The 26,577-nt window shown below is 59.8% G+C and carries 23 protein-coding genes; 11 read left to right on the top strand and 12 right to left on the bottom strand.

Translation table 11 applies throughout. The annotated features are described in order from the left end of the window. Nucleotides 1-17: 17 nt before the first annotated feature. The 3 genes from gcvH (at nt 18) to FHT73_RS04350 (ending at nt 3,653) form a co-directional block, all read left to right on the top strand. The gene (gcvH, locus tag FHT73_RS04360; protein WP_112334775.1) at nt 18-380 is read left to right on the top strand and encodes a glycine cleavage system protein GcvH; all 363 of its coding nucleotides are present in this window, start codon (nt 18-20) and stop codon (nt 378-380) included. After that, the gene (gcvP, locus tag FHT73_RS04355; protein WP_183710030.1) at nt 380-3,244 is read left to right on the top strand and encodes an aminomethyl-transferring glycine dehydrogenase; all 2,865 of its coding nucleotides are present in this window, start codon (nt 380-382) and stop codon (nt 3,242-3,244) included. The genes gcvH and gcvP overlap by 1 nt, the downstream gene beginning before the upstream one ends. 148 nt (nt 3,245-3,392) lie before the next feature. Continuing rightward, nucleotides 3,393-3,653, top strand: coding sequence for an addiction module antidote protein (locus FHT73_RS04350; RefSeq protein WP_183710028.1), 261 nt, complete (start codon nt 3,393-3,395; stop codon nt 3,651-3,653). Between the two features lie 28 nt (nt 3,654-3,681). Here FHT73_RS04350 and FHT73_RS04345 read toward each other — a convergent pair whose 3' ends face one another. The 8 genes from FHT73_RS04345 to FHT73_RS04310 all read right to left on the bottom strand — a co-directional run bounded on the left by FHT73_RS04345 (nt 3,682) and on the right by FHT73_RS04310 (nt 11,522). Next, nucleotides 3,682-4,374: a transporter gene (locus FHT73_RS04345; protein ID WP_183710025.1), complete on the bottom strand. Its 693-nt coding sequence runs from the start codon at nt 4,372-4,374 to the stop codon at nt 3,682-3,684. A 126-nt stretch (nt 4,375-4,500) separates the two neighbouring features. Further along, nucleotides 4,501-4,890 (bottom strand): Fe-S cluster assembly scaffold SufA, encoded by a 390-nt coding sequence (sufA, locus tag FHT73_RS04340; RefSeq protein WP_183710023.1) that lies wholly within the window; start codon nt 4,888-4,890, stop codon nt 4,501-4,503. Nucleotides 4,891-4,966: 76 nt separating this feature from the next. Beyond that, nucleotides 4,967-5,347 carry an SUF system Fe-S cluster assembly protein gene (locus FHT73_RS04335; RefSeq protein WP_075850603.1) on the bottom strand — a complete coding sequence of 127 codons (381 nt, stop codon included), beginning with the start codon at nt 5,345-5,347 and terminating at the stop codon, nt 4,967-4,969. An 11-nt stretch (nt 5,348-5,358) separates the two neighbouring features. Then, a complete protein-coding gene (locus FHT73_RS04330; protein WP_183710021.1) occupies nt 5,359-6,600 on the bottom strand; it encodes a cysteine desulfurase in 1,242 nt (413 codons plus the stop codon). A 15-nt stretch (nt 6,601-6,615) separates the two neighbouring features. Next, on the bottom strand, nt 6,616-7,890 hold the full coding sequence (gene sufD, locus FHT73_RS04325; protein ID WP_112334771.1) for a Fe-S cluster assembly protein SufD: 1,275 nt from the start codon (nt 7,888-7,890) through the stop codon (nt 6,616-6,618). Between the two features lie 22 nt (nt 7,891-7,912). Continuing rightward, nucleotides 7,913-8,668, bottom strand: a complete 756-nt coding sequence (sufC, locus tag FHT73_RS04320) for a Fe-S cluster assembly ATPase SufC (RefSeq protein WP_015340013.1) — start codon at nt 8,666-8,668, stop codon at nt 7,913-7,915. Nucleotides 8,669-8,739: 71 nt separating this feature from the next. Further along, nucleotides 8,740-10,209, bottom strand: a complete 1,470-nt coding sequence (gene sufB / locus FHT73_RS04315; RefSeq protein WP_015340014.1) for a Fe-S cluster assembly protein SufB — start codon at nt 10,207-10,209, stop codon at nt 8,740-8,742. A 146-nt stretch (nt 10,210-10,355) separates the two neighbouring features. Beyond that, nucleotides 10,356-11,522 (bottom strand): cysteine desulfurase family protein, encoded by a 1,167-nt coding sequence (locus FHT73_RS04310; protein ID WP_183710019.1) that lies wholly within the window; start codon nt 11,520-11,522, stop codon nt 10,356-10,358. A gap of 233 nt (nt 11,523-11,755) precedes the next feature. On the opposite strand from FHT73_RS04310, the gene FHT73_RS04305 reads away from it, so the two are divergent. Further along, the gene (locus FHT73_RS04305; protein ID WP_004108794.1) at nt 11,756-12,433 is read left to right on the top strand and encodes an alpha/beta hydrolase; all 678 of its coding nucleotides are present in this window, start codon (nt 11,756-11,758) and stop codon (nt 12,431-12,433) included. Between the two features lie 11 nt (nt 12,434-12,444). Here FHT73_RS04305 and FHT73_RS04300 read toward each other — a convergent pair whose 3' ends face one another. Continuing rightward, nucleotides 12,445-12,960, bottom strand: a complete 516-nt coding sequence (locus FHT73_RS04300; RefSeq protein WP_112606454.1) for a GNAT family N-acetyltransferase — start codon at nt 12,958-12,960, stop codon at nt 12,445-12,447. Between the two features lie 179 nt (nt 12,961-13,139). After that, nucleotides 13,140-15,629 carry a caspase domain-containing protein gene (locus FHT73_RS04295; protein ID WP_183710017.1) on the bottom strand — a complete coding sequence of 830 codons (2,490 nt, stop codon included), beginning with the start codon at nt 15,627-15,629 and terminating at the stop codon, nt 13,140-13,142. Between the two features lie 295 nt (nt 15,630-15,924). On the opposite strand from FHT73_RS04295, the gene tyrS reads away from it, so the two are divergent. Continuing rightward, nucleotides 15,925-17,181, top strand: coding sequence for a tyrosine--tRNA ligase (gene tyrS / locus FHT73_RS04290; RefSeq protein ID WP_183710015.1), 1,257 nt, complete (start codon nt 15,925-15,927; stop codon nt 17,179-17,181). A gap of 182 nt (nt 17,182-17,363) precedes the next feature. Further along, on the top strand, nt 17,364-17,690 hold the full coding sequence (locus tag FHT73_RS04285) for a hypothetical protein (protein ID WP_183710013.1): 327 nt from the start codon (nt 17,364-17,366) through the stop codon (nt 17,688-17,690). A 49-nt stretch (nt 17,691-17,739) separates the two neighbouring features. Here FHT73_RS04285 and FHT73_RS04280 read toward each other — a convergent pair whose 3' ends face one another. Beyond that, nucleotides 17,740-21,159 carry a DUF3971 domain-containing protein gene (locus FHT73_RS04280; RefSeq protein ID WP_183710011.1) on the bottom strand — a complete coding sequence of 1,140 codons (3,420 nt, stop codon included), beginning with the start codon at nt 21,157-21,159 and terminating at the stop codon, nt 17,740-17,742. 129 nt (nt 21,160-21,288) lie between these two features. Here FHT73_RS04280 and FHT73_RS04275 point away from each other — a divergent pair, with 129 nt between their 5' ends. The 5 genes from FHT73_RS04275 (at nt 21,289) to FHT73_RS04255 (ending at nt 26,247) form a co-directional block, all read left to right on the top strand. Further along, a complete protein-coding gene (locus FHT73_RS04275) occupies nt 21,289-21,771 on the top strand; it encodes a peroxiredoxin (RefSeq protein ID WP_183710009.1) in 483 nt (160 codons plus the stop codon). Between the two features lie 4 nt (nt 21,772-21,775). Next, entirely contained in the window at nt 21,776-22,606 is an 831-nt protein-coding gene (locus FHT73_RS04270) for a ferritin-like domain-containing protein (protein WP_183710007.1), read from the top strand. 115 nt (nt 22,607-22,721) lie between these two features. Further along, nucleotides 22,722-24,038, top strand: coding sequence for a peptidoglycan DD-metalloendopeptidase family protein (locus FHT73_RS04265; protein ID WP_183710005.1), 1,317 nt, complete (start codon nt 22,722-22,724; stop codon nt 24,036-24,038). A gap of 197 nt (nt 24,039-24,235) precedes the next feature. Then, a complete protein-coding gene (locus FHT73_RS04260) occupies nt 24,236-25,756 on the top strand; it encodes a DEAD/DEAH box helicase (RefSeq protein WP_183710004.1) in 1,521 nt (506 codons plus the stop codon). A 68-nt stretch (nt 25,757-25,824) separates the two neighbouring features. Then, entirely contained in the window at nt 25,825-26,247 is a 423-nt protein-coding gene (locus FHT73_RS04255) for an NUDIX domain-containing protein (protein ID WP_112401185.1), read from the top strand. 3 nt (nt 26,248-26,250) lie between these two features. Here FHT73_RS04255 and FHT73_RS04250 read toward each other — a convergent pair whose 3' ends face one another. Continuing rightward, nucleotides 26,251-26,571, bottom strand: a complete 321-nt coding sequence (locus FHT73_RS04250; protein ID WP_112334760.1) for a TfoX/Sxy family protein — start codon at nt 26,569-26,571, stop codon at nt 26,251-26,253. Nucleotides 26,572-26,577 lie beyond the last annotated feature (6 nt).

Raw genomic sequence — 26,577 nt, 5'->3', positions numbered from 1 at the left:
TCCAGAGAGGATTATCCATGCTGAAGTTTACCGAAGAACATGAGTGGCTGAAGGTCGAAGGCGATGTCGCAATCGTGGGCATCACGGCACATGCCGCCGAACAGCTCGGCGATCTCGTGTTTGTGGAATTGCCTGAGGTCGGTGCCAGCTTCTCCAAGGGAGCTGACGCGGCAACCGTCGAATCCGTCAAGGCAGCCTCCGAAGTCTATTGTCCGCTCGACGGGGAAATCACGGAAATCAACGAAGCCATCACCGCCGATCCGGCCCTCGTCAACTCCGACCCGATGGGTGCTGGCTGGTTCTTCAAGCTGAAGCTGAAGAACGTCGGCGATCTCGATGGTCTTCTTGATGAATCCGGTTACAAGGAGCTGATCGGATAATGGCGACGCCTACGGAATTCACCTTCACCGACTACCAGCCATACGATTTCGCCAACCGCCGCCATATCGGCCCGTCTCCGTCGGAGATGGCCGATATGCTCAAGGTGATCGGCTATAAGAGCCTTGACGGCCTGATCGACGCGACGTTGCCGCCGGCGATCCGCCAGAAGGCGCCGCTCGCCTGGGGCGCAGCGATGACGGAGCGCGAGGCGCTCGACCGTCTGCGCGAGACCGCTAACAAGAACAAGGTTCTCGTTTCGCTCATCGGCCAGGGCTATTACGGTACGATCACGCCGCCGGTCATCCAGCGCAACATCCTGGAAAATCCCGCCTGGTACACGGCCTATACGCCCTACCAGCCAGAGATCAGCCAAGGTCGCCTCGAGGCACTGCTGAACTACCAGACGATGATCAGCGACCTCACCGGTCTCGATGTCGCCAACGCCTCCTTGCTCGATGAAGCGACCGCCGCGGCCGAAGGTATGGCGATGGCGGAACGCGTCGCCAAATCGAAGGCAAGGGCCTTCTTCGTCGATGCCGAATGCCACCCACAGACCATAGCGCTGATCAGGACGCGCGCCGAGCCGCTCGGCTGGACCGTCATCGTCGGTAATCCCTTCACCGATCTCGATCCGGTCGACGTCTTCGGCGCAATCTTCCAGTATCCGGGCACGCACGGCCACATCAACGATTTCAGTGGCCTGATCGCCCGCCTGCACCAGACCGGCGCCATCGCCGTCATGGCGACCGATCTCCTGGCATTGACCCTGCTGAAATCCCCGGGCGAAATGGGTGCGGATATCGCCATCGGCTCCTCGCAGCGTTTCGGCGTTCCGGTTGGCTATGGCGGGCCGCATGCGGCGTTTATGGCGGTCAAGGACGACTACAAGCGCTCCATGCCCGGCCGTCTCGTCGGCGTCTCGGTCGATGCACGCGGCAATCGCGCCTATCGCCTCTCGCTGCAGACCCGCGAACAGCATATCCGCCGCGAAAAGGCGACGTCGAACATCTGCACCGCCCAGGTGCTCCTCGCCGTCATGGCCTCCATGTATGCGGTCTTCCACGGTCCGCAGGGTTTGAAGGCAATCGCCCAACAGGTTCATCAGAAGGCCGTGCTGTTGGCCAAGGGACTGGAAAAGCTCGGCTACATCGTTGAGCCTGAGACCTTCTTCGACACGATCACCGTCGAAGTCGGCCACATGCAGGGTCTGATCCTGCGTGCAGCCGTCGCCGAAGGCGTCAACCTGCGCAAGGTTGGTGAAACGAAGATCGGCATCAGCCTGGACGAGCGCACGCGCCCGGCAACGGTCGAAGCCGTCTGGCGCGCTTTCGGCGGCGATTTCCGCATCGCCGATTTCGAGCCGTCCTGCCGCCTGCCGAAGACTCTGCTGCGCACCAGCGAATACCTCACACATCCGATCTTCCACATGAACCGTGCCGAAAGCGAGATGACGCGTTACATTCGTCGTCTTTCGGACCGCGACCTGGCGCTCGACCGCTCGATGATCCCGCTCGGCTCCTGCACCATGAAGCTGAACGCGACGGCGGAAATGCTGCCAATCACCTGGCCGGAATTTTCGGATATCCACCCATTCGTCCCGGCCGATCAGGCGCTCGGCTATCGCGAAATGATCGATGATCTGACGGACAAGCTCTGCGCCGTAACAGGCTATGACGCCTTCTCCATGCAGCCGAATTCCGGCGCGCAGGGCGAATATGCCGGTCTGCTGACCATCCGCAACTATCACATTGCCAATGGCCAAGGTCACCGCGACATCTGCCTCATCCCGACCTCCGCGCACGGCACCAACCCCGCCTCGGCACAGATGGCGGGCATGAAGGTCGTGGTCGTGAAAGTCAGCGACGATGGCGATATCGACATGGCCGATTTTCGCGCCAAGACCGAGCAATATGCCGACAACCTCTCCTGCTGCATGATCACCTATCCCTCGACGCACGGCGTCTTCGAGGAAACGGTGAAGGAGATTTGCGATCTCGTGCACAAGCATGGTGGTCAGGTCTATCTCGATGGCGCGAATATGAACGCCATGGTCGGCCTCTCGCGTCCCGGCGATATCGGCTCCGATGTCAGCCACCTCAACCTGCACAAGACCTTCTGCATCCCGCATGGCGGAGGCGGTCCCGGCATGGGCCCGATCGGCGTCAAGGCGCATCTGGCGCCCCACCTGCCCGGCCATCCGGAAACGGACGGCCGCAGCGGAGCGGTCTCGGCGGCAGCCTTCGGTTCGGCCTCCATCCTGCCGATCTCCTGGAGCTATTGCCTGATGATGGGTGGCGAAGGCCTGACGCAGGCGACGAAGGTGGCAATCCTCAACGCCAACTACATCGCTGCCCGGCTCAAGGGCGCCTATGACGTGCTCTACAAGTCCAAGGATGGACGCGTGGCACACGAATGCATCATCGACACCCGCCCGCTGGCCGCAAGCGCCGGTGTGACGGTCGACGACGTTGCCAAGCGCCTGATCGATTGCGGCTTCCATGCCCCGACCATGAGCTGGCCGGTATCCGGCACGCTGATGATCGAGCCGACCGAATCGGAAACGAAGGCCGAGCTCGATCGTTTCTGCGAGGCGATGCTGGCGATCCGCGAGGAAGCCCGCGCCATCGAAGACGGCCGGATGGACAAGGCCAACAATCCGTTGAAGAACGCTCCGCACACGGTGGAAGACCTTGTCGGCGAATGGGATCGCCCCTATTCGCGCGAGCAGGCCTGCTTCCCGCCCGGTGCCTTCCGCGTGGACAAATACTGGTCGCCGGTCAACCGCATCGACAATGTCTATGGCGACCGCAACTTGATCTGCACCTGCCCGCCGCTGGAATCCTACGCCGAGGCCGCAGAATAGGGTTTTTGCAAAAAAGCGAAGCGGTTCAGTCGCTTCGCCGGAAACAGACATAAATCTATTGTGAAACTTGTCTATGAAAACGCCGCGTGTCCGAAAGGATGCGCGGCGTTTTTGATGACGCCACGGTGGGACCTTGGAATTCAGATTTATGCCGGAACGATTCGACGTGGACAATCCCGACAGCTACATCGCCGCCGCCTTCGAAACCGACGATCCCGCCTCGATCGCCAGGGCACTGGGCGAAGTCGCGCGCACGCGCAACATGAGCAAGCTCGCCAAAGATGTCGGCATGAACCGTTCCGCCCTTTACCGGGCGCTCAGCGGCGATGGGAATCCGGAATTCGCGACGATCCTGAAGGTCGTCAGGGCACTCGGCCTTAAGCTAACGCCGATATCGGCCGCAAACTAGGAATTCGCTTCCCAATCCCGAGGCATCGCTAACCAATCGCCTCTTCAAGCAGAAGCAGCACGAGAAAGCCGGCAAAGAACATAGCCGTCACCCAGGGGCGATCGGGTGTTTCATGGGCTTCGACCAGCAGTTCCTCGGTAACGAGATAAAGTAGCGCAATCAGCCCGAACGCGAAGAAGCCTGTGAGAACTGGGCCGGGCAACGAAGCGATCGGCGTCCCAAGCAGAGCGCCGATCGGCAGCAATAGCGCAAGTGCTGCCGTAGTCGCGACGATCCTGGCTCGAGAGCGAACGCTCTCGCCAAGCTCATTCGTCACCGTCAAGCCAAGAAACAGCACTTCGATCGTCAGAGCGATCGTCAGCAGGAAGCCAACTTTCGGGCCGGCTGCAAAGCCGATGCCGAGCACGAGACCGTCGATCAGTATATCGATGCCGATGGCGGCGAGAAGGCCGACCGGCCCCTTAGCCCAGTTTTCCAGTTGTTTGACCAGCAACATCACGCCGACGCCGATCGCCCCGCCGATCACCGTCGCCAAGGGAGAACCCCTGTGCATGACATCAGGCAGAATTTCTCCGGCGGCGGCGGCAAACACGACACCGGCTGCAAAATGCTGGATTGCGCTGACAAGATTAGGCCCCGGCCGCGTATTCACCGCAACCGCGGCACCCGCGATGGCTGCTGCCGCTGGGATCAATGTGTAAACCCATGCCGATGCCGCCATAAGATCCCCTTGCGCGCCCCGACCTCATCCGGCTCGAAGCCGCTGGTCAGCCGAGGGCGACGAAAGACCCTCAGTATCCATCGATCAAAGCACGAAATGCAGCAAGGTGAAATACAGGAGGTGTCTTTAAGCGGGTTGCGCAGCCTGTCGTTGCGCTGCAAGAGCAGCAAGATCGGCGGGCTTCAATTCGACGGATTCGCCGCAGCCGCAGGCCGATGTCTGGTTCGGATTGGTAAAGATGAAGCCCGAGCGCAACGTCGTCGTCTCGAAGCCCATTTCCGTGCCGAGGAGATAAAGTACGGCCGAGGGCTCAACCCAAACCTTTGCGCCATCGCGCTCGATCAGGTCGTCCTTGGCATTCGGCTCCGTCACCAGGTCGATGGTATATTCCATCCCGGCGCAGCCGCCCTTCTTGATGCCCACGCGAACGCCCTTGGCATCGGGGCCGGAATTTTCAACGATTGACTTGACGCGGGCCGCTGCCGCATCCGTCATGCTCATGATTGCGAAGCCCATGGGCTCATTCTCCTTCCGCAACCGGGGTCAAGATCCGGTGCTTCGAGTCTCAATGTAAAGCCGGCGGCCTAAAGCTTCAATACCAGCCGACGGCGACCTGCGCTTCTTCCGACATGCGATCCGGCGTCCACGGCGGATCGAAGGTCATGCTGACGTCGACACCGGAAACACCTTCGACGGCGCCGACGGCATTTTCCACCCAGCCCGGCATTTCGCCGGCAACCGGGCAACCCGGTGCTGTCAGCGTCATGACGATCTTCACCATCCGGTCGTCTTCGATATCGATCTTATAGACCAGACCGAGCTCGAAGATATCGGCCGGAATTTCCGGATCGTAGACCGTTTTCAGCGCAGAGATGATGTCGTCGCTGAGGCGCGCCAGTTCATCCTCGGGGATGCTGGAATGCACGATCCCTTCGCGCGCATCGATCTTCTGTTCGCTTTCGTCGAGTGACATCGCTTGCCTCCTCAGGCAAAGAATTTCCGTGCATATTCCAATGCATCCGCCAAGACATCCACCTCGGCGCGCGTATTGTACATGCCGAACGATGCACGGCATGTGGAGGTGACGCCGAAGCGTTTCAAGAGCGGCTGGGCGCAATGCGTGCCGGCACGAACGGCGACACCCTGGCGGTCGATCACCATCGAGACGTCGTGGGAGTGTATTCCCGCGAGCTCGAAGGAGAAGATGCCACCCTTGCCGGGCGCCGTGCCGATGACGCGCAGCGAATTGATATCCCGCAGCCGCTCCGCCGCATAGGCGGCAAGATCGGCTTCGTGCCGAGCAATCGCTTCACGACCGATACTGTCCATATAATCGAGCGCATAGCCAAGGCCGATCGCTTGAACGATCGGCGGCGTTCCCGCTTCGAAGCGGTGCGGCGGCTCGTTATAGATGACGTTTTCCTCGGTGACATCGAAAATCATCTCGCCGCCGCCCTGGAACGGCCGCATCTCGGCAAGCCGCTCTTTCTTGCCGTAGAGAACGCCGATACCCGAAGGGCCATAGAGCTTGTGGCCGGTCATGACATACCAGTCGCAGTCGATATCCCGCACGTCGACAGGCATATGCACGGCACCCTGCGAGCCGTCGATCAGGACCGGGATGCCGCGCTCATGGGCAATGCGGCACACTTCCTTGACCGGAACGACAGTTCCGAGCGCATTCGACATATGTGTGATGGCGACGAGCTTGGTGCGCTCCGTCAGGCTCTTTTCGAAATCCTCAATATGGAACGCGCCCTCGTCGTCGACGGGTACCCATACCAGCTTCGCGCCCTGACGCTCGCGAATGAAATGCCAGGGAACGATATTGGAGTGGTGCTCCATGATCGAGACGACAATCTCGTCGTCCTCGCCGATCTTTGGCATACCCCAGCCGTAGGCGACTGTGTTGATCGCTTCCGTCGAGTTCTTGGTAAAGACGATGTCGTCGACCGACGGCGCATTCAGGAAGCGGCGCACCTTTTCGCGAGCCGCTTCATAGGCCTCCGTCGCAGCATTGGACAGAAAGTGCAGGCCGCGATGCACATTCGCATATTCGTTGGAATAGGCATGCGAAATGGCATCGATGACGACCTGCGGCTTCTGCGCGGAGGCGCCGTTGTCGAGATAGACCAGCGGCTTGCCATGCACCGTCTTCGCCAGGATCGGAAAATCCCGGCGAATGGCTTCGACGTCATAGGCCGTTGCCGGCACGATCTTGTCCACGAGCTTTGCCTCCAATCAGGCGTGCTTTTCCAGCCAGGCCGAAATAACGCCTTCCAGCGCCTCGACGAGGGCTTCGTCTTCCAGTTCCTCGACGATCTCGGCCACGAAGGCGTTGACGAGCATGGCGCGCGCCTTCTTCTCCGGAATGCCGCGCGCCATCAGGTAGTAGAGATGGTTGCCGTCGATATCCGCGACAGTGGCGCCATGGCCGCACTGCACGTCATCAGCGAAGATTTCAAGCTCCGGCTTCACGGAGAACTCGGCATCGTCGGACATCAGCAGCGTGTTGCAAGCCATCTTGGCGTCGGTCTTCTGCGCATCCGGTGCGACCCGGATCATGCCCTGAAAGACGCCGCGAGCGCGATCGAACACAACATTACGGATAACTTCCGTGGAACCGGTGTTCGGAACGTCATGGCCGAGTACCATCGTCACGTCCGTGTGGGTATCGCCACCGAGCAGGTTGATGCCGCGCAGCGTCAGATCGGCGCCCTCGCCCGCTACCTTGATATACAGTTCCTGGCGCACCAGCTTGCCGCCGGCGTTGATGACGAACAGCTTCAGCTTGGCGTCTTCTCCAAGATCGATGCGAAGCTGGCCGAGATGGGTGTCTTCGCTGCCCTGCTCCTGCAGGATGATCCAAGTGATTTCAGAACCCTTGCCGATCTTGATTTCGCTGACCGAGGAAACCAGCGCAGCCGCGCCCTCAACCGCTTGATGACGCTCGATAAAGGTCGCCTTGACGTCAGCGCCGAAGGTAACAGGCAGACGGCTGTGGATCTGGCCGCCGGCATGGATGAACTGCACTTCGAGCGGCGCATCGAGTTCGGTGCCATCGGGGAAATCGATGACGTAGCCATCGCGCACGAAGCTCGCATTGATGCGCCCGATGGCGTCATCCTTGCCGAGCGCTTCGAGGCCAACGGCGGCCGCGCCGTTGATCAAGCTGTCGGCGTAGCGCGCAACGGTCAAATTCTTCACCGAAGCCTTATCACTTGCCTTGCCCTGCAGAACCGCAATGACAGGCGATCCTTCGACTGTCGCCGGCAACGCTTCGGCAAGGCCCTTGCCGATATCGCTCGGGACCAGACGCAGCAGGTTCTTGAAATCGGTGTAATGCCAAGCCTCGACGCGGCGCGTCGGCAGGCCGGCGGTCTTCAGCTCGTCCAGCAGGCGATCGCGGACGGCAAAAACTTCGCCGTCGCCAGGCAGGTCGCCCATCTGGTCGTTATACGCCTCGATCAGCGCCGTTTCGGCCGATGTCAGGCGGTTCGTCGTCTGAATGTTCATCGACGTGTCCTTTCCGCCTCGATCAGGCTGCAGCTCCGATGATGTCGGCATAGCCGTTGGCTTCGAGTTCATGCGCCAGCGTCTTGTCGCCGGACTTGATCACCTGGCCCTTGTAGAGAACGTGGACGGTGTCCGGAACGATATAGTCGAGCAGGCGCTGGTAGTGGGTGATGACGATCACGGCGCGATCGGGCGAACGTAGCGCGTTGACGCCATCGGCGACGATCTTCAGCGCATCGATGTCGAGGCCGGAATCGGTTTCGTCGAGCACGCAAAGCTGCGGCTCGAGCAGCGCCATCTGCAGGATTTCGGCGCGCTTCTTTTCACCGCCCGAGAAGCCGACGTTGAGCGGGCGCTTCAGCATGTCCATGTTGATCTGCAGCTTGCCGGCAGCATCCTTGACGCGGCGGATGAAATCCGGTGTCGTCAGTTCGTCTTCGCCGCGTGCCTTGCGCTGCTCGTTCAGAGCAACCTTGAGGAACTGCATGGTGGCAACGCCGGGAATTTCCACGGGATACTGGAAGGCCAGGAAGATACCCTTGGCGGCGCGCTCGGCGGCGTCAAGCTCCAGGATGCTTTCGCCGTTATAAAGGATGTCACCCTCGGTGACTTCATAGTCCTCACGGCCGGCGAGGATGTAGGAGAGCGTCGACTTGCCCGAGCCGTTCGGGCCCATGATGGCGGCGACTTCGCCAGCCTTCACGGTCAGGTTCAGACCACGGATGATCTCAGTGCCGTCTTCGGCGATACGAGCGTGCAGGTTCTTGATTTCAAGCATTTTAGTATCCTATCGCAGGAATGAAGGTGCGGCGCGCGCGGCGCGCCAAAGCTAATTCTGATTCGTGTGCGTCAACCCACGCTGCCTTCGAGCGAGATGCCGATGAGCTTCTGCGCTTCGACGGCGAATTCCATCGGTAGCTCCTGCAGCACTTCCTTGACGAAGCCATTGACGATCAGTGCGATCGCCGCTTCGGTCGGGATGCCGCGCTGCAGGCAGTAGAACAGCTGGTCTTCGGAAATCTTCGACGTCGTGGCTTCATGTTCGAACTGCGCCGTCGAGTTCTTTGCCTCGATGTAGGGCACCGTATGGGCGCCGCACTTGTCACCGATCAGCAGTGAATCGCACTGCGTGAAGTTACGCGCGTTCGACGCCTTGCGGTGAGCTGAAACCTGGCCGCGATAGGTGTTCTGCGAGACACCGGCGGCGATGCCCTTCGAGACGATGCGGCTCGACGTGTTCTTGCCGAGGTGGATCATCTTGGTGCCGCTATCGACCTGCTGATGACCGTTGGAAACGGCGATCGAGTAGAACTCGCCGCGGCTGTCATCGCCGCGCAGGATGCAGGACGGATATTTCCAGGTGATGGCAGAGCCGGTCTCGACCTGCGTCCAGGAGATCTTGGAGCGATGACCGCGGCAATCGCCCCGCTTGGTGACGAAGTTGTAGATGCCGCCCTTGCCGTTCTTGTCGCCCGGATACCAGTTCTGCACCGTCGAATACTTGATCTCGGCGTCATCGAGCGCAACGAGCTCGACGACGGCGGCATGCAGCTGGTTTTCGTCGCGCTGCGGCGCCGTGCAGCCTTCGAGATAGGAGACATAGGCACCTTCTTCGGCGATGATCAGCGTGCGCTCGAACTGGCCCGTGTTCTTCTCGTTGATGCGGAAGTAGGTCGATAGTTCCATCGGGCAACGAACGCCCTTCGGCACGAAGACGAACGAACCGTCCGTGAAGACGGCCGAATTCAGCGTCGCATAGAAATTATCCGAGGTCGGCACGACGGAGCCGAGATACTTGCGCACCAGATCCGGATGCTCGCGAATGGCTTCCGAGATCGACATGAAGATCACGCCGGCCTTCTTCAGCTCTTCCTTGAAGGTGGTGACGACTGAGACAGAATCGAACACCGCATCGACGGCGATCTTCGGCTTCTCGACGCCGGCAAGGATCTCCTGCTCGCGCAATGGAATGCCGAGCTTCTCATAGGTTTTCAGGAGTTCCGGGTCGACTTCGTCGAGCGACTTCGGACCGGCGAATTTCTTCGGCGCGGCGTAGTAGTAGATGTCGTTGAAGTCGATCTTCGGATAGTCGACGCGCGCCCATGTCGGCTCTTCCAGCGTCAGCCAGCGGCGATAGGCCTCAAGACGCCATTCCAGCATCCATTCCGGCTCTTGCTTCTTCGCGGAAATAAAACGGACAATGTCTTCGGACAGACCCTTGGGAGCCTTGTCCATTTCGATGATGGTCTCAAAACCATACTTGTATTGGTCCACGTCAATCAGGCGAACCTGATCGACCGTTTCCTGGACTGCAGGCATTTCGTTCTCCAATCTCGCCGGATCCAAGGTCCGGCAGCTTGTCAACGTTGCGGCAGACTTATGTCTGCCTTCTATGTAGTCGGCCAAAAGGGACTTTTCACCCCGCTTGGCAAGCGGAAATTTCGGTTTCCGCAAAATTGTGGCCGTCAGGCCGCCGCGCCCGCCAGCTTGCGTCTTCCCGCAATGCGGGCAAAAGCAGCGATTGCGCGATCGATATCCGCTTCGATTGTAGTCGACCCCAGCGAAATGCGGAGAGCCCCGAGTTTCGGGTCACATCCCATCGCCACGAGCACATGACTCTCGCCGACCTTGCCCGACGAGCAGGCTGAGCCGGCAGAAATCGCCACGCCCTCCAGATCGAAGGCGATCTGCCCCGTTTCGGATTTCAGTCCCGGCAGCGTGAAGAAGCTGGTGTTCGGAACGCGTGGGCCATTCTTTCCATGAATGATGACATCCGGTGCTGCAAGTTCCATGCCCGCTTCCAGCCGGTCGCGCAACGAACCGATCGCGGCATTACGAACCTCTAAGTCTGCGGCAGCAGCCTCGGCAGCCGCACCGAATCCGATGATGGCAAGCGTGTTTTCCGTGCCGGAGCGATGGCCTTTTTCCTGGCCGCCGCCATGGATCAACGGTTTCGGCATCAGCACCTCGCCGCGCGAGACGAGCGCGCCGGCACCCTTGGGACCGCCGATCTTGTGGGAGGAGACGATCAGAAAATCCGCGCCGATCGCATTGATATCGAGCGGAATGCGGCCTGCCGCCTGAACGGCATCCACCACAAGAAGGCCGCCCGCGGCCTGAACGAGCTTGGCCGCTTCGCCGACAGGCTGGAGAATTCCGGTCTCGTTATTGGCGAGCATGATGGCAACGATCGGCAAGCCGCTCGCCTTGTCATGCGCAGCGAGCATGGCCTCCAGCGCGGCAAGATCGACCATACCGTCCGATGTCACCGGTATTTCGCTGACATCATCCCTGGCAAATCGCCCGCCTTCGCGCACGGCTGGATGCTCGACGGCCGATATATATAGATGGCTGACGAGAAGCGGCGTCCGCCCCATGCGGAATTCCGGCGTCAACACCATATTGGCCGCCTCGGTGGCGCCGCTCGTAAAAACGACATGGGCGGGTGCGGCGCCGGTCAATCTTGCAACCTGCCGGCGTGCAGCCTCGACAGCCGCGCGGGCTGCTCTACCTTCGCCATGAACAGAATTGGGGTTGCCTTGAATATCCATTGCGCGCAGCATGGCTTCGCGCGCCGCCGGATGAAGCGGTGCGGTAGCATTCCAGTCGAGATAGAGGCGTGCTGCCGCCATAATCTTCTTCCTGCGCGACTTTGCTTTGCTGCGACCGGCTCATTTTCCTTGAAATTTCAGCCGGGCATGCCTTATGACACGTTCCACAAACCGTTGCGCAAACAACGCGCGGACCACCGCATCAAGTTTCGAATTGTTCTAAACTGCGTTCTAGAAAAGATGAGCGCATTCGTCAAGTCAACTTGCTGCGTGCCGTAGGGTTTGAACGCAGAAAAAGAAGAGCCGGAGTATCGATGCCCGAAGTAATTTTCAACGGCCCCGCGGGTCGCCTTGAAGGCCGCTATCAGCCCTCCAAGGAAAAGAGCGCCCCGATCGCGATTATCCTTCATCCCCATCCGCAGTTCGGCGGTACGATGAACAATCAGGTGGTCTACCAGCTCTTCTATATGTTCCAGAAGCGCGGCTTCACCACGCTCCGCTTCAATTTCCGCGGCATCGGCCGCAGCCAGGGCGAGTTCGACCACGGCGCCGGCGAGCTTTCCGATGCGGCGTCGGCCCTCGACTGGGTTCAGAGCCTTCATCCTGATTCGAAGAGCTGTTGGGTTGCCGGCTACTCCTTCGGCGCCTGGATCGGCATGCAGCTTCTGATGCGCCGTCCGGAAATCGAAGGCTTCATGTCGATCGCGCCGCAGCCGAATATCTACGACTTCTCCTTCCTCGCACCCTGCCCCTCGTCCGGCCTGATCATTAACGGCGATGCGGACAAGGTTGCTCCGGAAAAGGACGTCAACGGCCTCGTCGAGAAGCTGAAGACACAGAAGGGCATCCTGATCACGCACAAGGTGGTTCCGGGTGCCAACCACTTCTTCAACGGTCAGGTCGAAACGCTGCTCGGCGAATGCGAGGATTATCTCGATCGTCGCCTGAATGGCGAATTAGTGCCGGAACCGGCTGCCAAGCGCATTCGCTAAAGAGACGGCCGTTATCGAGCCATTCTGAAAGTCGGGCAAGTGATCCCGTCGATCGTCATCGACGGGTGATCCCGCATGCCGATCTTCCGTAAAACACGCTGCGACGCAATGTTTTCCGGATGCGTGAATGCGATGAACCGATCGGCAAAGCCGCGGTTGAAAAACCATTGCGCGAGTGCGCCGGCGATTTCCGTAGCGTAGCCGTTGCCCCAAGCGTCCTGCCGAAGCGAATAGCCGAGTTCGAACTCGCCTCGCCCTCTCTCCTGGAAGCGCGAAAAGCCGGCACGGCCGATAAAGCGTCCATCCTCGCGCCGCAGCATCTTATATTTGGTCACACCGTCGCGCGCATGTTCATCGAACCAGCTTTTCAGCCGCTCCTCGGCCTTCTCCAGCGTCCAGGGAGCCGCGCCTGAGAGATAGCGCGTGGTCTCGATCGTCGAATGCAATTGCCGAATCATTTCGGCATCACCCTTGTCCCACATCGTCAGAACGAGGCGTGGGGTTTCGAGTATGATGGTGTCACTCATCTGCCTGCCTGTTTTCGTGATGGACCTGCAGCCTGCCGTAATACGTATGTCAGGGCCGATTGACGACCGGTCGGTCAGTGCTAACCGCTTGGCCTGATTTCAACAAGCCGATCAAGCGACAATATCGCATGCCAAGGCCCGCCGAGGCGGGCCTTGAGATTATCGCTTGATATCATCCGTCAGTGACATGCCGGCAGGCCGGGAGCGCCGCACTTCTTCTTTTCCGGAGGCTTCTGCGGCGGAGGCGGAGGGGGTCTCTTCACCTGCTGCTGCACGACCTTCGGCTGCGGTTGCGGCCTGGGCTGGGCCTGCGGCTTCGGCGCTGGCGCCCTCGCCTGTGCCACCACATGCGGCGCGGGTTTGGGCTGCGCCGGAGCCGGATTGGCTTGCCGCGACGGCGTGGCAGCGACATGAAGCTGACTGCTGACACGAGGTGGATTGTTGGAGATGGCCTTGGGCTTCGCCGGAGTTCTGGCGGCAACAGCCGGCGCTGCCGGAGCATGCCCATTGGGTTTCGGTGCAGCGGCGACCGGATTCGGTTTGCCGCCCGACATTGCTTGCGGTGCCGGGGTCTTGGTAATCTGGTTTTGCCCCTTCATGGCAAGCGCATTGCCAACGGCCGGCAGCGGTTGTCCCTTGGCACCGGGAAACGCATGTGTATTGGCGTTCGGCGTAGCCTGAGGCTGTTGAGCCTGTTTGGTCTGCGCTGCGCCAGGATTGACCGGCAGCTTGCCCGTGGCTGGCAGAGGTTGACCGTTCGCGCCCGGAAGCGCGTGCGCATTGGCATTTGTGCCTTGCTGGGCGGGTTGAGTGGCAACAGTCGGATTATGCACCGCATTCGGTGCAGCTTGCGGCGATTGCCCCGGCTTCGTCTGAGCCGTTCCCTGATTGACGGGCAGCTTGCCACCAGCCGGCAGCGGCTGACCATTGGCGCCGGGAAGCACGTGGGCAGCGGCGTTTCCGCCTTGCGGCTGCGGCGACGGCGCTGCCGCTGGAGCAACTCCAGGCATCGTCTTAGCGGCCGCGGCGGGGTTCTGCCTTTGTATAACTGCCGCCTTCTTCTGTACCGATGGCGGCAGGGCAACATGCAGTGCTGCAACCCCTGCTCCGGCGATAACGGCCGCGCCGGCGAGTTTCTGACCTGTCGTCAGCCCAGGTGCTGCGGGTGCCGCCCCGTTCTCGTTGACCACAGTGTTGTTGTTGATGACCGTCGTGTTGTTCACGACCGTATTGTGGATGTTGTTGAAGATGACATTGTTCTCGGGCGGCGCGATATCGCGTGGCGGTTCGACCCATGCAGGGACCGGAACGAAGACCGGTGCCGGCAACACATAGAGATCGACCGCGGGCTGCGGCGGCGCCAGCTCGACGAAATCCGGCGGCGGTGGCGCAAGGAAGACGACGGGCGGCGGTGGGGCATACCCGAAATCGGCATCATCAAAATAAAGCACAGGCCGCTCGACATAGACCACTTCCGGCGGCGGCGGTGGCGGCACATCATATTCTATAACGGTGAAGGAAGGCGGTGGTTCAAGGGCTGCCTCGAAATGCTCGAGACGGCGGCGGGCATCCCAGACGTGGGGACCGCGCGGATAACGCCTCAGATAGGACCAATAGGCCTCCGGGGTGTCGGCTCGCCATGTCTCGCGCCAGGTTATCGCCTCTCGGCGGGCAGCGATGATGGCGCGCACACGCCTTGCCATAGAATCGTTCGGATAGGCGGCGAGGAAATCCTCATAGCCCTGCAGCGTGTCGCGATCGAGCGCGGCGAAATAGGCATCACGCTCGTCGAAATCGCGAATGGGCTTCGTCCGGTTTGCCACATCCTCGGTGCTCGCCACCGCAGCAGCCGGCGCATTCGGTCCGCGATCGAAGAAAGTAAAGGCGTTCTTGAACTTGGTGGTATCCCAGGAAATTTCGGCGCCCTTGGTCAAGTCACCGACCCGCAACCGTGTGCGATCGAAGACCTCATCAAGCGAAAGGCCGCCAACACGGATCATCTCCGCCAGCGCATGCGCATAGGAACCATAGGGTCCGGCCTCCTGCGGCGCGACCGTACCGGGCGCCGCATTGAGGGCAATTAGCTGATTGGCATCGGGATCGACCAGCGCCAGACCACCCGCCAGCGGCTGATTGGACTGCACGAACGGATTGGCTCTAGCCGCGTCGAGCACGACGATGCTGCCGCGATTGTTGATGGCCGACAGCGACTTTGTGAAGTCGCTCACGCGGACTGCCTGGAGGGGGACATCCGTGGCATTGGCGATCTGCGCATCCACAGGCACGAAATAATTGTCGCCCTGATATTGAACCCCGTAGCCCGCCAGATAGACAAAGACGACGGTGTTAGGGCCTGACGCGTTGGCTTTCGTCAGAAAGTCGCGCATGGCATCGCGCAAGCCATTCTGATCGAGATCGCGCGCGCCTATCACATCGAAGCCCGCGGCCTGCAGCGTTTGCGCGATCAAGCCGGCATCATTGGCCGGCGTCGGAAGCGCGCCTACCGTATAGGCGGCGTTACCAACGACAAGCGCTATTCTCTTTTCAGGGGAACCCTGAGCTTCGGCCGGATTCGCAGCAGCAATACCGACCAAAACCAACATCATGGAAAAAAATGCCCAGATCGTCTTTTTGGATGACAATCCCATCTTCGAAAGCAGAGGCGACATACCGGTTTCTTTCACGAAACATGAGGTGCGTACGGGATCAATAAGAAAATGCCTAGGATTCGATTCGGGCGAATGCGGGACTTATTCCAGGCAGATTCGCGGCCATGTTACGGTCTATTGAAGTTGAGAGGCGTCCGTTTACAAACGCGCCGCCCTACGACATGTGTCGAAACTTGTCGTCTGTTCCCAGCAAAATGATGACGCGTCCCCAAATCGGTGCTAAACGCGCGCCCAACGTCAAACAATAGCGACTTCGCCGCATCCTTCAGGGTTGCGGCCTCGAGAGACCAAGATCATGGCTGAGTTCAAATCCGATTTCCTGCGCACCCTGCAAGAGCGCGGCTTCATTCATCAGATTTCCGATGAAGCCGGCCTCGACGACCTCTTCGCCAAGGAAACCGTGACGGCCTATATCGGCTTCGATCCGACTGCATCGAGCTTGCATGCAGGCTCGCTGATCCAGATCATGATGCTGCACTGGATGCAGGCGACCGGCCATCGGCCAATTTCCCTGATGGGCGGCGGCACCGGCATGGTCGGCGACCCCTCCTTCAAGGAAGAGTCCCGCCAGCTTATGACGATCGACACGATCGAGAACAATATCGCTTCGATCAAGCGCTGCTTCTCGAACTACCTCACCTATGGCGAGGGTCCGAAGGACGCGTTGATGATCAACAATGCAGAATGGCTGCGCTCGCTGAACTATCTCGAATTCCTACGCGATGTCGGCCGCCACTTCTCGGTCAACCGCATGCTGTCCTTCGACAGCGTGAAGACCAGACTTGACCGGGAACAGTCGCTGTCGTTCCTCGAATTCAACTACATGATCCTGCAGGCCTACGATTTCGTCGAACTGGCAAAGCGTTACGATTGCCGCCTGCAGATGGGCGGCTCGGATCAGTGGGGCAATATCGTCAATGGCATCGATCTCGGTCACCGCATGGGGACGAAGCAGCTCTTCGCATTGACCTCGCCGCTGTTGACAACAGCGTCCGGCGCCAAGATGGGCAAGTCTGCTACCGGCGCAGTCTGGCTGAACGCCGACCTGCTCTCGGCCTATGATTTCTGGCAATACTGGCGCAATACCGAGGATGCAGATGTTTCCCGCTTCCTGAAGCTCTATACGACGCTGCCGATGGATGAGATCGCTCGCCTCTCCGCGCTTGCCGGTTCGGAGATCAACGAAGTCAAGAAAATCCTCGCGACCGAAGTCACCGCGATCCTTCACGGCCGCGCCGCAGCCGAGCAGGCCGCCGAAACCGCACGCAAGACCTTCGAGGAAGGCGGTCTGTCGGAAAACCTGCCGTCGATCGACGTTCCCTCCTCCGAACTCGACGCTGGCATCGGCCTTCTGGCCCTGATCGTGCGTGCCGGCCTTGCCGCCTCTAACGGCGAAGCTCGCCGCCATGTCCAGGGCGGCGCAGTGCGCATCAATGATCAGGCTGTCAGCGACGAGCGCAAGATCATCGGCAGCGGCGAAGTCACCGCCGATGGCGTCATCAAGCTGTCGCTCGGCAAGAAGAAGCATATCCTGATCCGTCCGGCCGCTTGAACGACCGAACGGCCTGAGACCGTATAAGGCCGGCGACTTCTCGCCGGCTTTATTATTTTTGGTCAATCCGAAGCAAGGCACTGTCAATGCTCGCGACTGGTTGGATAATTCATTGCATCCTCATGTCGGATCGCGACCTGCCCACTCGTCCTCTGTTAAGGTTCCAACCTTGGAGGTGGATTATGGATGAATTGCCGGTGATCAAGACAAGGCGCAAGGGCCGAAGCTCTACGCAAAGCATGTTGATTCCCAATGAGGAGATGGTCGCTCACGCGCTCTGGGCAGCACCTCCGGGTCGATTGTCCGATATTGCGGACGTCAGAAAGGCGCTTGCCAGGCAGTATGGCGCAGATGCCTGCTGCCCTGTCACCGTTCAGCGACATCTGGTGCAGATCAGCCAAAGCCGCGCGGCTCCGTTCTGGCGTGTCGTCGACCCTGATCGACCATTCGCCAAGCGCATGAACGGCGGGCCGGAGCACATACGCGAGCGGCTGGCGGAAGAAAAATGATCCACTCTGCCTCAGCTACCGAAAGATGGAGGCCTTAGCGCCGTCCGCCTCAATATTCGAATATCTGCCTGAAAACGCCCGGTGCGATAATCGAGAGAGGATTGATCTGTAGGTTCGATTTCTCGATCGTACCGGTCAGCCTGAAGGTGATGCCGATCAGACCGCGATCGCTGCCATTGCCCAGGATGAAGCCGACGATCGGAACTTCCGCGAACAGCCGGTTCAGGCCGTAGGCGGGCATGAAGGTTCCCGTCATATCCATCTTGCCACTGGCGTCCTTCAGCACGCCCTGGAACGTCGCTCCGACCTGCACACCACGCACCACGCCGTTCTCGACCGAGAGCACCCCATCGCGCATCACCAGCCGCGCAAAGCCGCGCTCGAAGCTCTGCGAACGCGTATCGATATTCTGCTTCACCGCCGAATTCAGGCTCTTGCCGTTCTTCCCGCTCGGCGTCGACACGATGGTCGAGAGTTTCTTGTCATCGATGATGGAGAAGTTGCGGATATCGAGCGAGCCGTCCCAGTCATCCTGCCCGATCGAGCGCAGCGACAGATTGAGCAGCCCACCCTGCAAATGCTTGTAGAGGTCGGTGAAGCGCGCAACGGCGCCTGCATCGCCGCTCGTGATACGGATGACGCCGTTGGCCCCTTTGCTCATCTGGGTGACGAGCGCTTCGCCGCTACGGGTCAAGCCCGAAAAATCCGCAGCCGTCGTCTTGCCGCCTGAGATCGAATAAACGCCTTTGACATTGCCGATCGTCTCGTCATTGAAGCCTATGATCTTGTCGAGATTGGCGCGAACCGTCGCACTCGCCGAACCATCCCCGTTTGAACTCTGCTGGCCGCCCGACGTGGATGCCTTCAGGCGCGCGAGGATCGGTCTTATGTCAGCGGAATTTCCCGATACGGCGACGTCATAGCCGCCGCTTTTGCTCCGCTTGAGCGAAAGCGCGAAATCGTCGAGCGCCGAAAGTTTCACGCTGGTGAAACTCGCCGAGGTAAGGCTCCCCTTGCTGATCAGAAGATCGCCGCTGGCGCCGAAGCCATCGCCCTTGAGCGTGAAATTCTTGAGCGCCGTCTGGCTGTCCGGGCCGGATGCTTCGAACTGTGCAGTCGCCGCAATGCCGCTGCCCTTCGACCAGCCGATCCAAGGAACGGTCAGGGCAGCCTTGCCAAGATCGACCTTCACGCCCTGACGATCGTCATCAATGCGCGTCAATTCCACTTTGACCGGCCCGTCGATCATATCGCGAAGTCCAGGCAGAACGGTGTTGCGCTGCGCATCGGTCAGCGTTGCCGTGATCACCCGGGCGCGCTTGACGGTCGACTTGCTATCGGTCGGCTCGACCATGTCGATCTGGGCGGGAATGCCATCGATCTGAGCCTGGGCTTGCAGATGCACGGATTGCGGATCAGCCGAAATCACGCCAGTCAGATTGTCGATCTTGCGATTGTTCATCGGCTTCAGCAGATCGACATTGTCGAGATCAAGTGTCGCCCGCCACTCCGGCGGAGGCGGCTGCTGATCCTTGATCAACCCTATCCTGGCATCGACCTTGGCGACGATCTTGCCGTTGAAATCCTCCGGCTTGAATTCGGTCCGCTGGAGGACCTCCAGCGGCTTGTAGCTCAGAAGTTCGCCGATGGCGTCGCCGGAGCCCGAAATCGTCAAATCGAGATTGGCCATCAGCGGCTTATCGTAGGTCGCCGGGATCGAGAAGCTGCTGTCGCTCAGCGTGATCGTGCGCCCCGTGGAGAAATAGGAGGTCGCCGAGGCGATATCGACCACCATATTCGGACCGGTCAGATCGAAATGGGCCTTGGTGTCGCGCAATGGTGGGATTTCGCCCGGGACATTCATCCGCGCGCCGTCGATGTCGAAGGCGATATGCAGCTCATTCTTGCCAAGCTGCAGCTTACCGGTCTGTGACGCTTCACGCAGCCGGCCAGCCGGAATGAAAACGGATATGACGGCGTTGGTCACCGATCCGCCGAAGAGATTGCCCTCGACCCAGGTTCGAGGTTTCGAGGCCATCCAGAACGGCCATAGCTGCTTGACGGCAGCCGTGTCGAGCTTATCCGCGCGGCCGCCGAAACTGATCTCAGGCGAACTGTCGCCGAGCTTCATATGCAGGGAGCCGAAAAGCGCGCCTTGTGGTGTCGATATGCCGAGATTATCGAACTGGAATTCCTTGGTCGTCGAAAAGAACCGGCCGGTAGCACGACCATCGAAGCTGATGGGCTTCTCCCCTGACAGAGACGAGGCGGCGACCCCATCCTTGATCACGAAGTCGATGCCAAAGCCCTTCCCTGCATTGGCGTCGACGCGGTCGAGATCGATCAGCGCGCCGGAGAACGGCACGGTCGTCCCGAGGAACTGTGCATTGGAGGGGGCAATCTCCAGGGTCTGGTGATCGAAATTGTAGGCCAGGTTGATATTGGCCTGCGTCAGCTCCTGCGGATCATGGTCCATATAGAGGGTGCCGGGCTGAACTTTGACGGTGGCACTCAGCTTCGGATCTACACCCGCCTCTCCTTTGACCGCCGAAAGCGTGATGTCCCCGAAGGTCGTGAAGCCCTGTCGGGGCGTACCATTAGGATCATAGGCCATCGTGAGCGGCCTAAGGTCGAGATTGGATATCCTGGCCGCGAGCGAAGAGCTGCGACCGGCCTCCTTTTGATCCGCCCGCACATCCAGAAGCGCCACGGAACCATTGATCGCCACCTCGCCGTAGAGATGCAGAGAATTCGGCGCAGTGCGCTCGAAGGTCAGATTATCGACGACAAGCGAGATCGGCTCGCCTTCCTGCCGCGCCAGCTTCATGGAGAAGCCGGAAATACGCACGGAATTCGTGCCGCCTCGCTGGACGAAATGTTCGAGAAAGTCGAGATTGTCGAAAGCCGCATTCAGTGCCTTGGGTAAGGCATCAACGCGCAGGGCAGTCAAATCCACCGGGTCGCCTTGCGGCAGCAGCGAGGTATCGAGCGCGATCCCCTCTGCCGCGACACTTGCCACTTCCACCCGGCCTTCAATGAGGGCCAAGGGGTCAAGTTCCATGTTGACGGCCGACATCGTCGACAGATGCTTGCCGCTCTCCTGGTCGACGACGTTGACGTCGCGAGCCTCCAACGCCAGGCGGAGATCCGAGGTAAATCGGACCACGGTCGCGCCCACCTCTGCCTTGTAACGTGGGCCGATGGCATGATCGAGCGCAGTCTGCGCCTTCTGCGACAGCGGCGCATCGAAGATGCCGCTTTCGATCGTCGCTATGACAGCACCGAGAATGATGGCGAGAAAAGCAAAGAAAACCAGTGTGATACGGCAAACATGCCAGACATGCGAGCGACGACGGCGGACGCGCTCCGGCACATGCACGATCAACGGATCCTCGGCTTGGGCGGACGGCAGATTGTCGAGCGGCACGAGATCCTTTTTGCGGAATGTTATCTTTTCGCCTCGGATCACTCCTGCGCGTGCCTTTCGCTCTCTACAATTTTGTTGGTTACGCTGCGTCCCATTGGACGGCACACGCGAGCAGTATATATGCCTTCCCTCAAGTGTCATCTAAAAAACCGGCAAAAGAAAGGTTTTCCCGTGGCGGAAGTTTTCCCAGTTCAACTCGGCATTGGCGATAAGGCACCGGATTTCGATCTTCCACGCGACGGCGGCGATCGCGTTCGCCTTGCCGATTTTGCCGGAAAGCCGTTGGTGATCTATTTCTACCCCAAGGACGACACCACCGCCTGCACGACGGAATCGATTACCTTCACGGCACTGTCAGCCGATTTCGCAAGGCTCGGCGTCGCCCTTCTCGGCGTCTCGCCTGACACGGTGAAAAGCCATGAAAAATTCGTCAAGAAGCATGCGCTTTCCGTGCCGCTTGCCTCAGACGAAGAAAAGACCATGGCCATGGCCTATGGCGTCTGGCGCGAAAAGAGCATGTATGGCCGCACCTATATGGGTGTGGTGCGCTCGACCTTCCTGATCGACGCCGATGGGCGCGTCGCTGCAATATGGGACAAGGTCAAGGTTGCTGGACACGCCGAAACCGTTCTGGCCGCGGCCAAGGAACTCTGAAGGCATGTCCGGCAGTTCCGAAACCATCACGTCGCTACGCGGTGGCGCCATTGCCGCGATCCGTTCGGCCGATCTCGATCGCAAGACCGAGCTTGCCCAGGAATCGGCAAACCGCTGGTTTGCGCGCACCCTGTCGCTGCGTTCGCCGCTCGACCCGCCACTCGCCGATCGGCCTGGCCGGCCGGAAAAGCCGGAGCTGGTGCCGCCGAAAAACATGGAGAAGCGCTCGCTGCACACGCTGAAAGGCCGAATCGCACTCCTGCATGCCATTGCCCATATCGAGCTGAATGCCGTCGATCTGGCGCTCGATATCGTCGCGCGTTTTGCGACAGGACCGGTCCCCAACTCCTTCTTCGACGGCTGGATGCAGGTCGCCTTCGAGGAAGCCAAGCATTTTCGCATGGTGCGGGCTCGCCTGCGCGAACTCGGCGCGGATTATGGCGATCTGCCCGCCCATGACGGCCTCTGGCAGGCTGCCCATGCGACCCGCACCGATCTCACAGCCCGCTTGGCCGTGGTACCACTGATTCTCGAAGCCAGGGGCCTCGACGTGACGCCGGCGCTGCAGGCCAAAATGCGTGAAACCGGCGACCTGGAGAGCGCCGCCATACTCGACGTCATCTACAATGACGAGAAAGGCCATGTCGCCGTCGGCGCCAAATGGTTCCGCTTCCTGTGCGCGCGGGAAAAGCGCGATCCGGCCCGAACCTTCCAGGAGCTGGTGCGCGCCAATTTCCGTGGTTCGCTGAAAGCTCCCTTCAATGACATCGCGCGGGCGGAAGCAGGGCTGACGCCATCCTTCTACCGTTCCCTGACGTCCAAAAGCAATGCCTGATATACTGATAACAAGCAGTTTTTCCAGCATCTAATACTGCAAAAGAAAGCATTCGTTAACCATAATGCCATGTACTTCCCCTGGGTGCCAATACGCGCCGATTGGGAGATTCTCGGTGACAGCCAAGCCTCAAAACCGGGTTTTCGGCAAGCAACAGCGACATCACACCATTATTCTGGCGAGCGGCGATACCGTGCGCCATATGACCGTGCGCCCGTGGATGGCTGCCGTTACCGTCTGCATGGTCGGGGTCTTCTCGATCGGCTATCTGCTTGCAACCTCCTATCTTGTACTTCGCGACGATCTCATCGGCGCGACGATGGCTCGCCAGGCGCGCATGCAATATGACTATGAAGATCGCATCGCCGCGCTGCGGGCGCAGGTCGACCGTGTTACCTCCCGTCAACTCCTGGATCAGCAGGTCGTGGAGGAGAAGGTCGACAAGCTGATCGAACAGCAGCAGCAACTCTCCTCACGCAACGGCAAGCTCAGCACTCTTCTCGACCGGGCGGAGAACTCCGGCCTGACCGATAAGAACGCGCATACGGATGCCAACTCTGCCGCGCCAAAGAATGAACATGCCCAGCTGACGTCACCCAAGGCAATCGAAAAGCTTCTCCTGAGCGGCAAGCCGGCTGACGCCACACCCGACAACTCCACGCTTGCCTACGTCCCTGCCCCCGAAACCGTCGCCGACCGCGCCGATCGCGTTTTCTCCAAGGTGACGCTGTCGCTGAAGCATATCGAACAGGATCAATTGTCCCGCATCCGCAATCTCACCGCCGATGCATCCGAAACCGCGACTTCGATCCAGTCGATCATGCAGAATGTCGGCATCAAGCTGCCGAACGAGATCGCGGGCATTGCGCGTGAAGATACGGATAGCGGTGTGGGCGGCCCTTATGTGCCGCCTGAGAATATCGACCAGTTCGAGCGATCCATGGCGGAGCTCGATGCCGCCTTAACACATCTGGAAACAGTGCGGAGCGCAGCCGAAAGCCTACCCTTCCGCAACCCGGCGCCGGGAAAGCTTATCACCAGCCCTTTTGGCAACCGCAAGGATCCCTTCTTCGGCACGCTGGCTCTCCATACCGGTACCGACTTCCATTTCAGCCCCGGAGAGAAGGTCAAGGCCACCGCCCCCGGCAAGGTGGTTTCGGCGGGCTGGACTGGCGGCTATGGCAACATGGTAGAGATCGACCACGGCGACGGCATCTCCACCCGTTATGGACATATGGAACAGGTGCTCGTCAAAGTCGGCGACAAGGTCAGCGCCGGCGATGCGATCGGTCTTGCCGGCAGCACCGGGCGCTCGACAGGAACGCATCTGCATTATGAAGTGCGCGAGAACGGACATGCCATAGACCCGATGTATTTCATTGGTGCCGGCACGAAACTCGCAAGTTACATCAGCGGATTGGGCGCAATTTAGCTGCCGGAATTGTGACAAACGCGCAACAAAGATGGCACTAATCCAAAAATTGCGTTATGAGTGAACTTCAGGCCTGTTGAAGCGCCTGCTTTCCTTGACTTCACGGGTATTTGGTTCTATGTCGCGCTGCATTGCGGCACGCTCCTGTGTGTCGACTCATGGTGTTCGACTGAACCAAGACGGAATTAGATTTCCCTTTGACAACATTTGCTGACCTTGGCCTGAGCCAAAAAGTCCTTTCCGCGGTGACTGACGCGGGCTACACCACACCGACTCCTATCCAGGCCGGTGCAATCCCCTTTGCGCTTCAGCGCCGCGACATCTGCGGCATTGCCCAGACAGGGACCGGCAAGACCGCGTCCTTCGTGCTGCCGATGCTGACGCTGCTCGAAAAGGGACGCGCTCGCGCTCGTATGCCGCGCACGCTCATTCTGGAGCCGACGCGCGAACTCGCGGCACAGGTCGCCGAAAACTTCGAGAAGTACGGCAAGAATCATCGACTGAACATCGCCCTTCTGATCGGCGGCGTTTCCTTCGAAGAGCAGGACCGCAAGCTCGAGCGTGGCGCTGATGTGCTGATCTGCACGCCCGGCCGCCTTCTGGATCATTTCGAACGCGGCAAGCTGCTGATGAGCGCCGTCGAGATTTTCGTCATCGACGAAGCCGACCGCATGCTCGACATGGGTTTCATCCCGGACATCGAGCGCATCGCAAAGCTCATCCCCTTCACGCGCCAGACGCTGTTCTTCTCGGCAACCATGCCGCCGGAAATTCAGAAGCTGGCCGATCGCTTCCTGCAGAACCCGGAGCGCGTCGAAGTCGCCAAGCCGGCATCGACCGCCAAGACTGTGACGCAGCGCTTCGTTGCCTCACACGGTAAGGATTACGAGAAGCGCGCCACCCTGCGCGATCTTATCCGCGCCCAGACGGATCTGAAGAACGCGATCATCTTCTGCAATCGCAAGAAGGATGTGGCCGATCTCTTCCGCTCGCTCGAACGTCACGGCTTCTCCGTTGGCGCCCTACACGGCGATATGGACCAGCGCTCGCGCACGACGATGTTGCAGAATTTCCGTGATGGACAGATCCAGCTTCTCGTCGCCTCCGACGTCGCAGCTCGGGGTCTCGATCTTCCCGATGTCGGTCACGTCTTCAATTTCGATGTTCCGATCCATTCGGAAGACTATGTCCATCGCATCGGCCGCACCGGTCGCGCCGGTCGTTCCGGCGCTGCATTCACTCTCGTGACGAAGCGCGACACCAAGCATGTCGATGCCATCGAGAAGCTGATCGGCGAAGATGTCCAGTGGCTGAACGGCGATCTTTCGGCTCTTCCGCCGGCTGACGAGAGCGCGGACGACAATCGCTTGTCCCGCCGTCGTGACCAGAAGGGCAAGGGCCGCGATCGAGATCGCAGCCGTGGAGGCCGCAACGCCTCGAGTCATAAATCTGATATCGACGTCGAGGATAATGACGTCGTAGTGATCGAAGCAGCACCAGCAAAGGCCGAAAGCGTGAAGAACGAGCGCAAGTCTGAGAACAACAATAACAGATCCCATAACGGTTCTCGCAACAGCCACCGGCCCTTCCCCGCTGCCAATGACGATCATCGCGAGCGCCGCAACCGTTATCGCGATCAGGATGATGGCCCGACTCCGGTTGGCTTTGGCGACGATATTCCCGCTTTCATGCTCATCGTGGCAAACGCCAAGGCCTGATATATCCAGTTCAGATACGCAGCGAATCGGCTAGCGAGATGCTAGCGTCCAACTTCGGGATCTGAATATTGGGCAAGCCCGGCATCGATTTCCCAGGACTGGGAACCGGTCTCGCAATCTTGCGGGACGGCAAGCTATTGCTCTACCGACGCCTCAAGGCACCGGAAGCCGGATGCTGGAGTATCGTCGGCGGCAAGGTGGATCATATGGAACCGGCGGCCAGCGCCGCCGTTCGCGAAGCCCAAGAGGAAAGCGGCCTCTCCATCGGTGAAATCGATTATCTCTGCACTGAGGAAGTCATCATTGAGGCCGATCGGCAGCACTGGATCTCGCTCATCTATATCTGCCGGGACTTTTCCGGCGAACCACGGCTGATGGAACCGGACAAGCTTTCGGATTTCGGATGGTTCAGTCGAAACGAATTGCCGGCTCAGCTTTCCGAGTTCGCCAAGGCAACCATCGCCCATTTGAGCGAAGAAGACTTTCGCTAAGACCTACTTCTCCGAGCGAAGCGCGGCCTCATAGGCAAGCCGCACCCAACGCGCCATTTCATCCGGATCGTCGAACGCATCGTCGGGTATCGACCAATAGGGCATGTTGACGGCCTTGCCTTTCTTGCCCTCGTAGGCCCAGCGCCGCGCACCTGCCGCTTCGAATTCGGAAGCACTGGTATCGTCCGCCTTCAGAAGGATTTCGTCACCCACCTCCAGCGCCAGGATCCGACCCATATGGTAGATGCCCTTGCCGCCGAACATCCGTTTGATGGTGATCGGCCCGAGCGACTGAAACATCTCCTCGATATCGATATTGTCCATTCTCTA

The organism is Rhizobium sp. BK098 (genome assembly GCF_014193155.1).
Lineage (GTDB): Bacteria > Pseudomonadota > Alphaproteobacteria > Rhizobiales > Rhizobiaceae > Rhizobium.
Note: the sequence above shows the minus strand (reverse complement) of the source record. Positions and strands in the feature narration are given on the sequence as shown.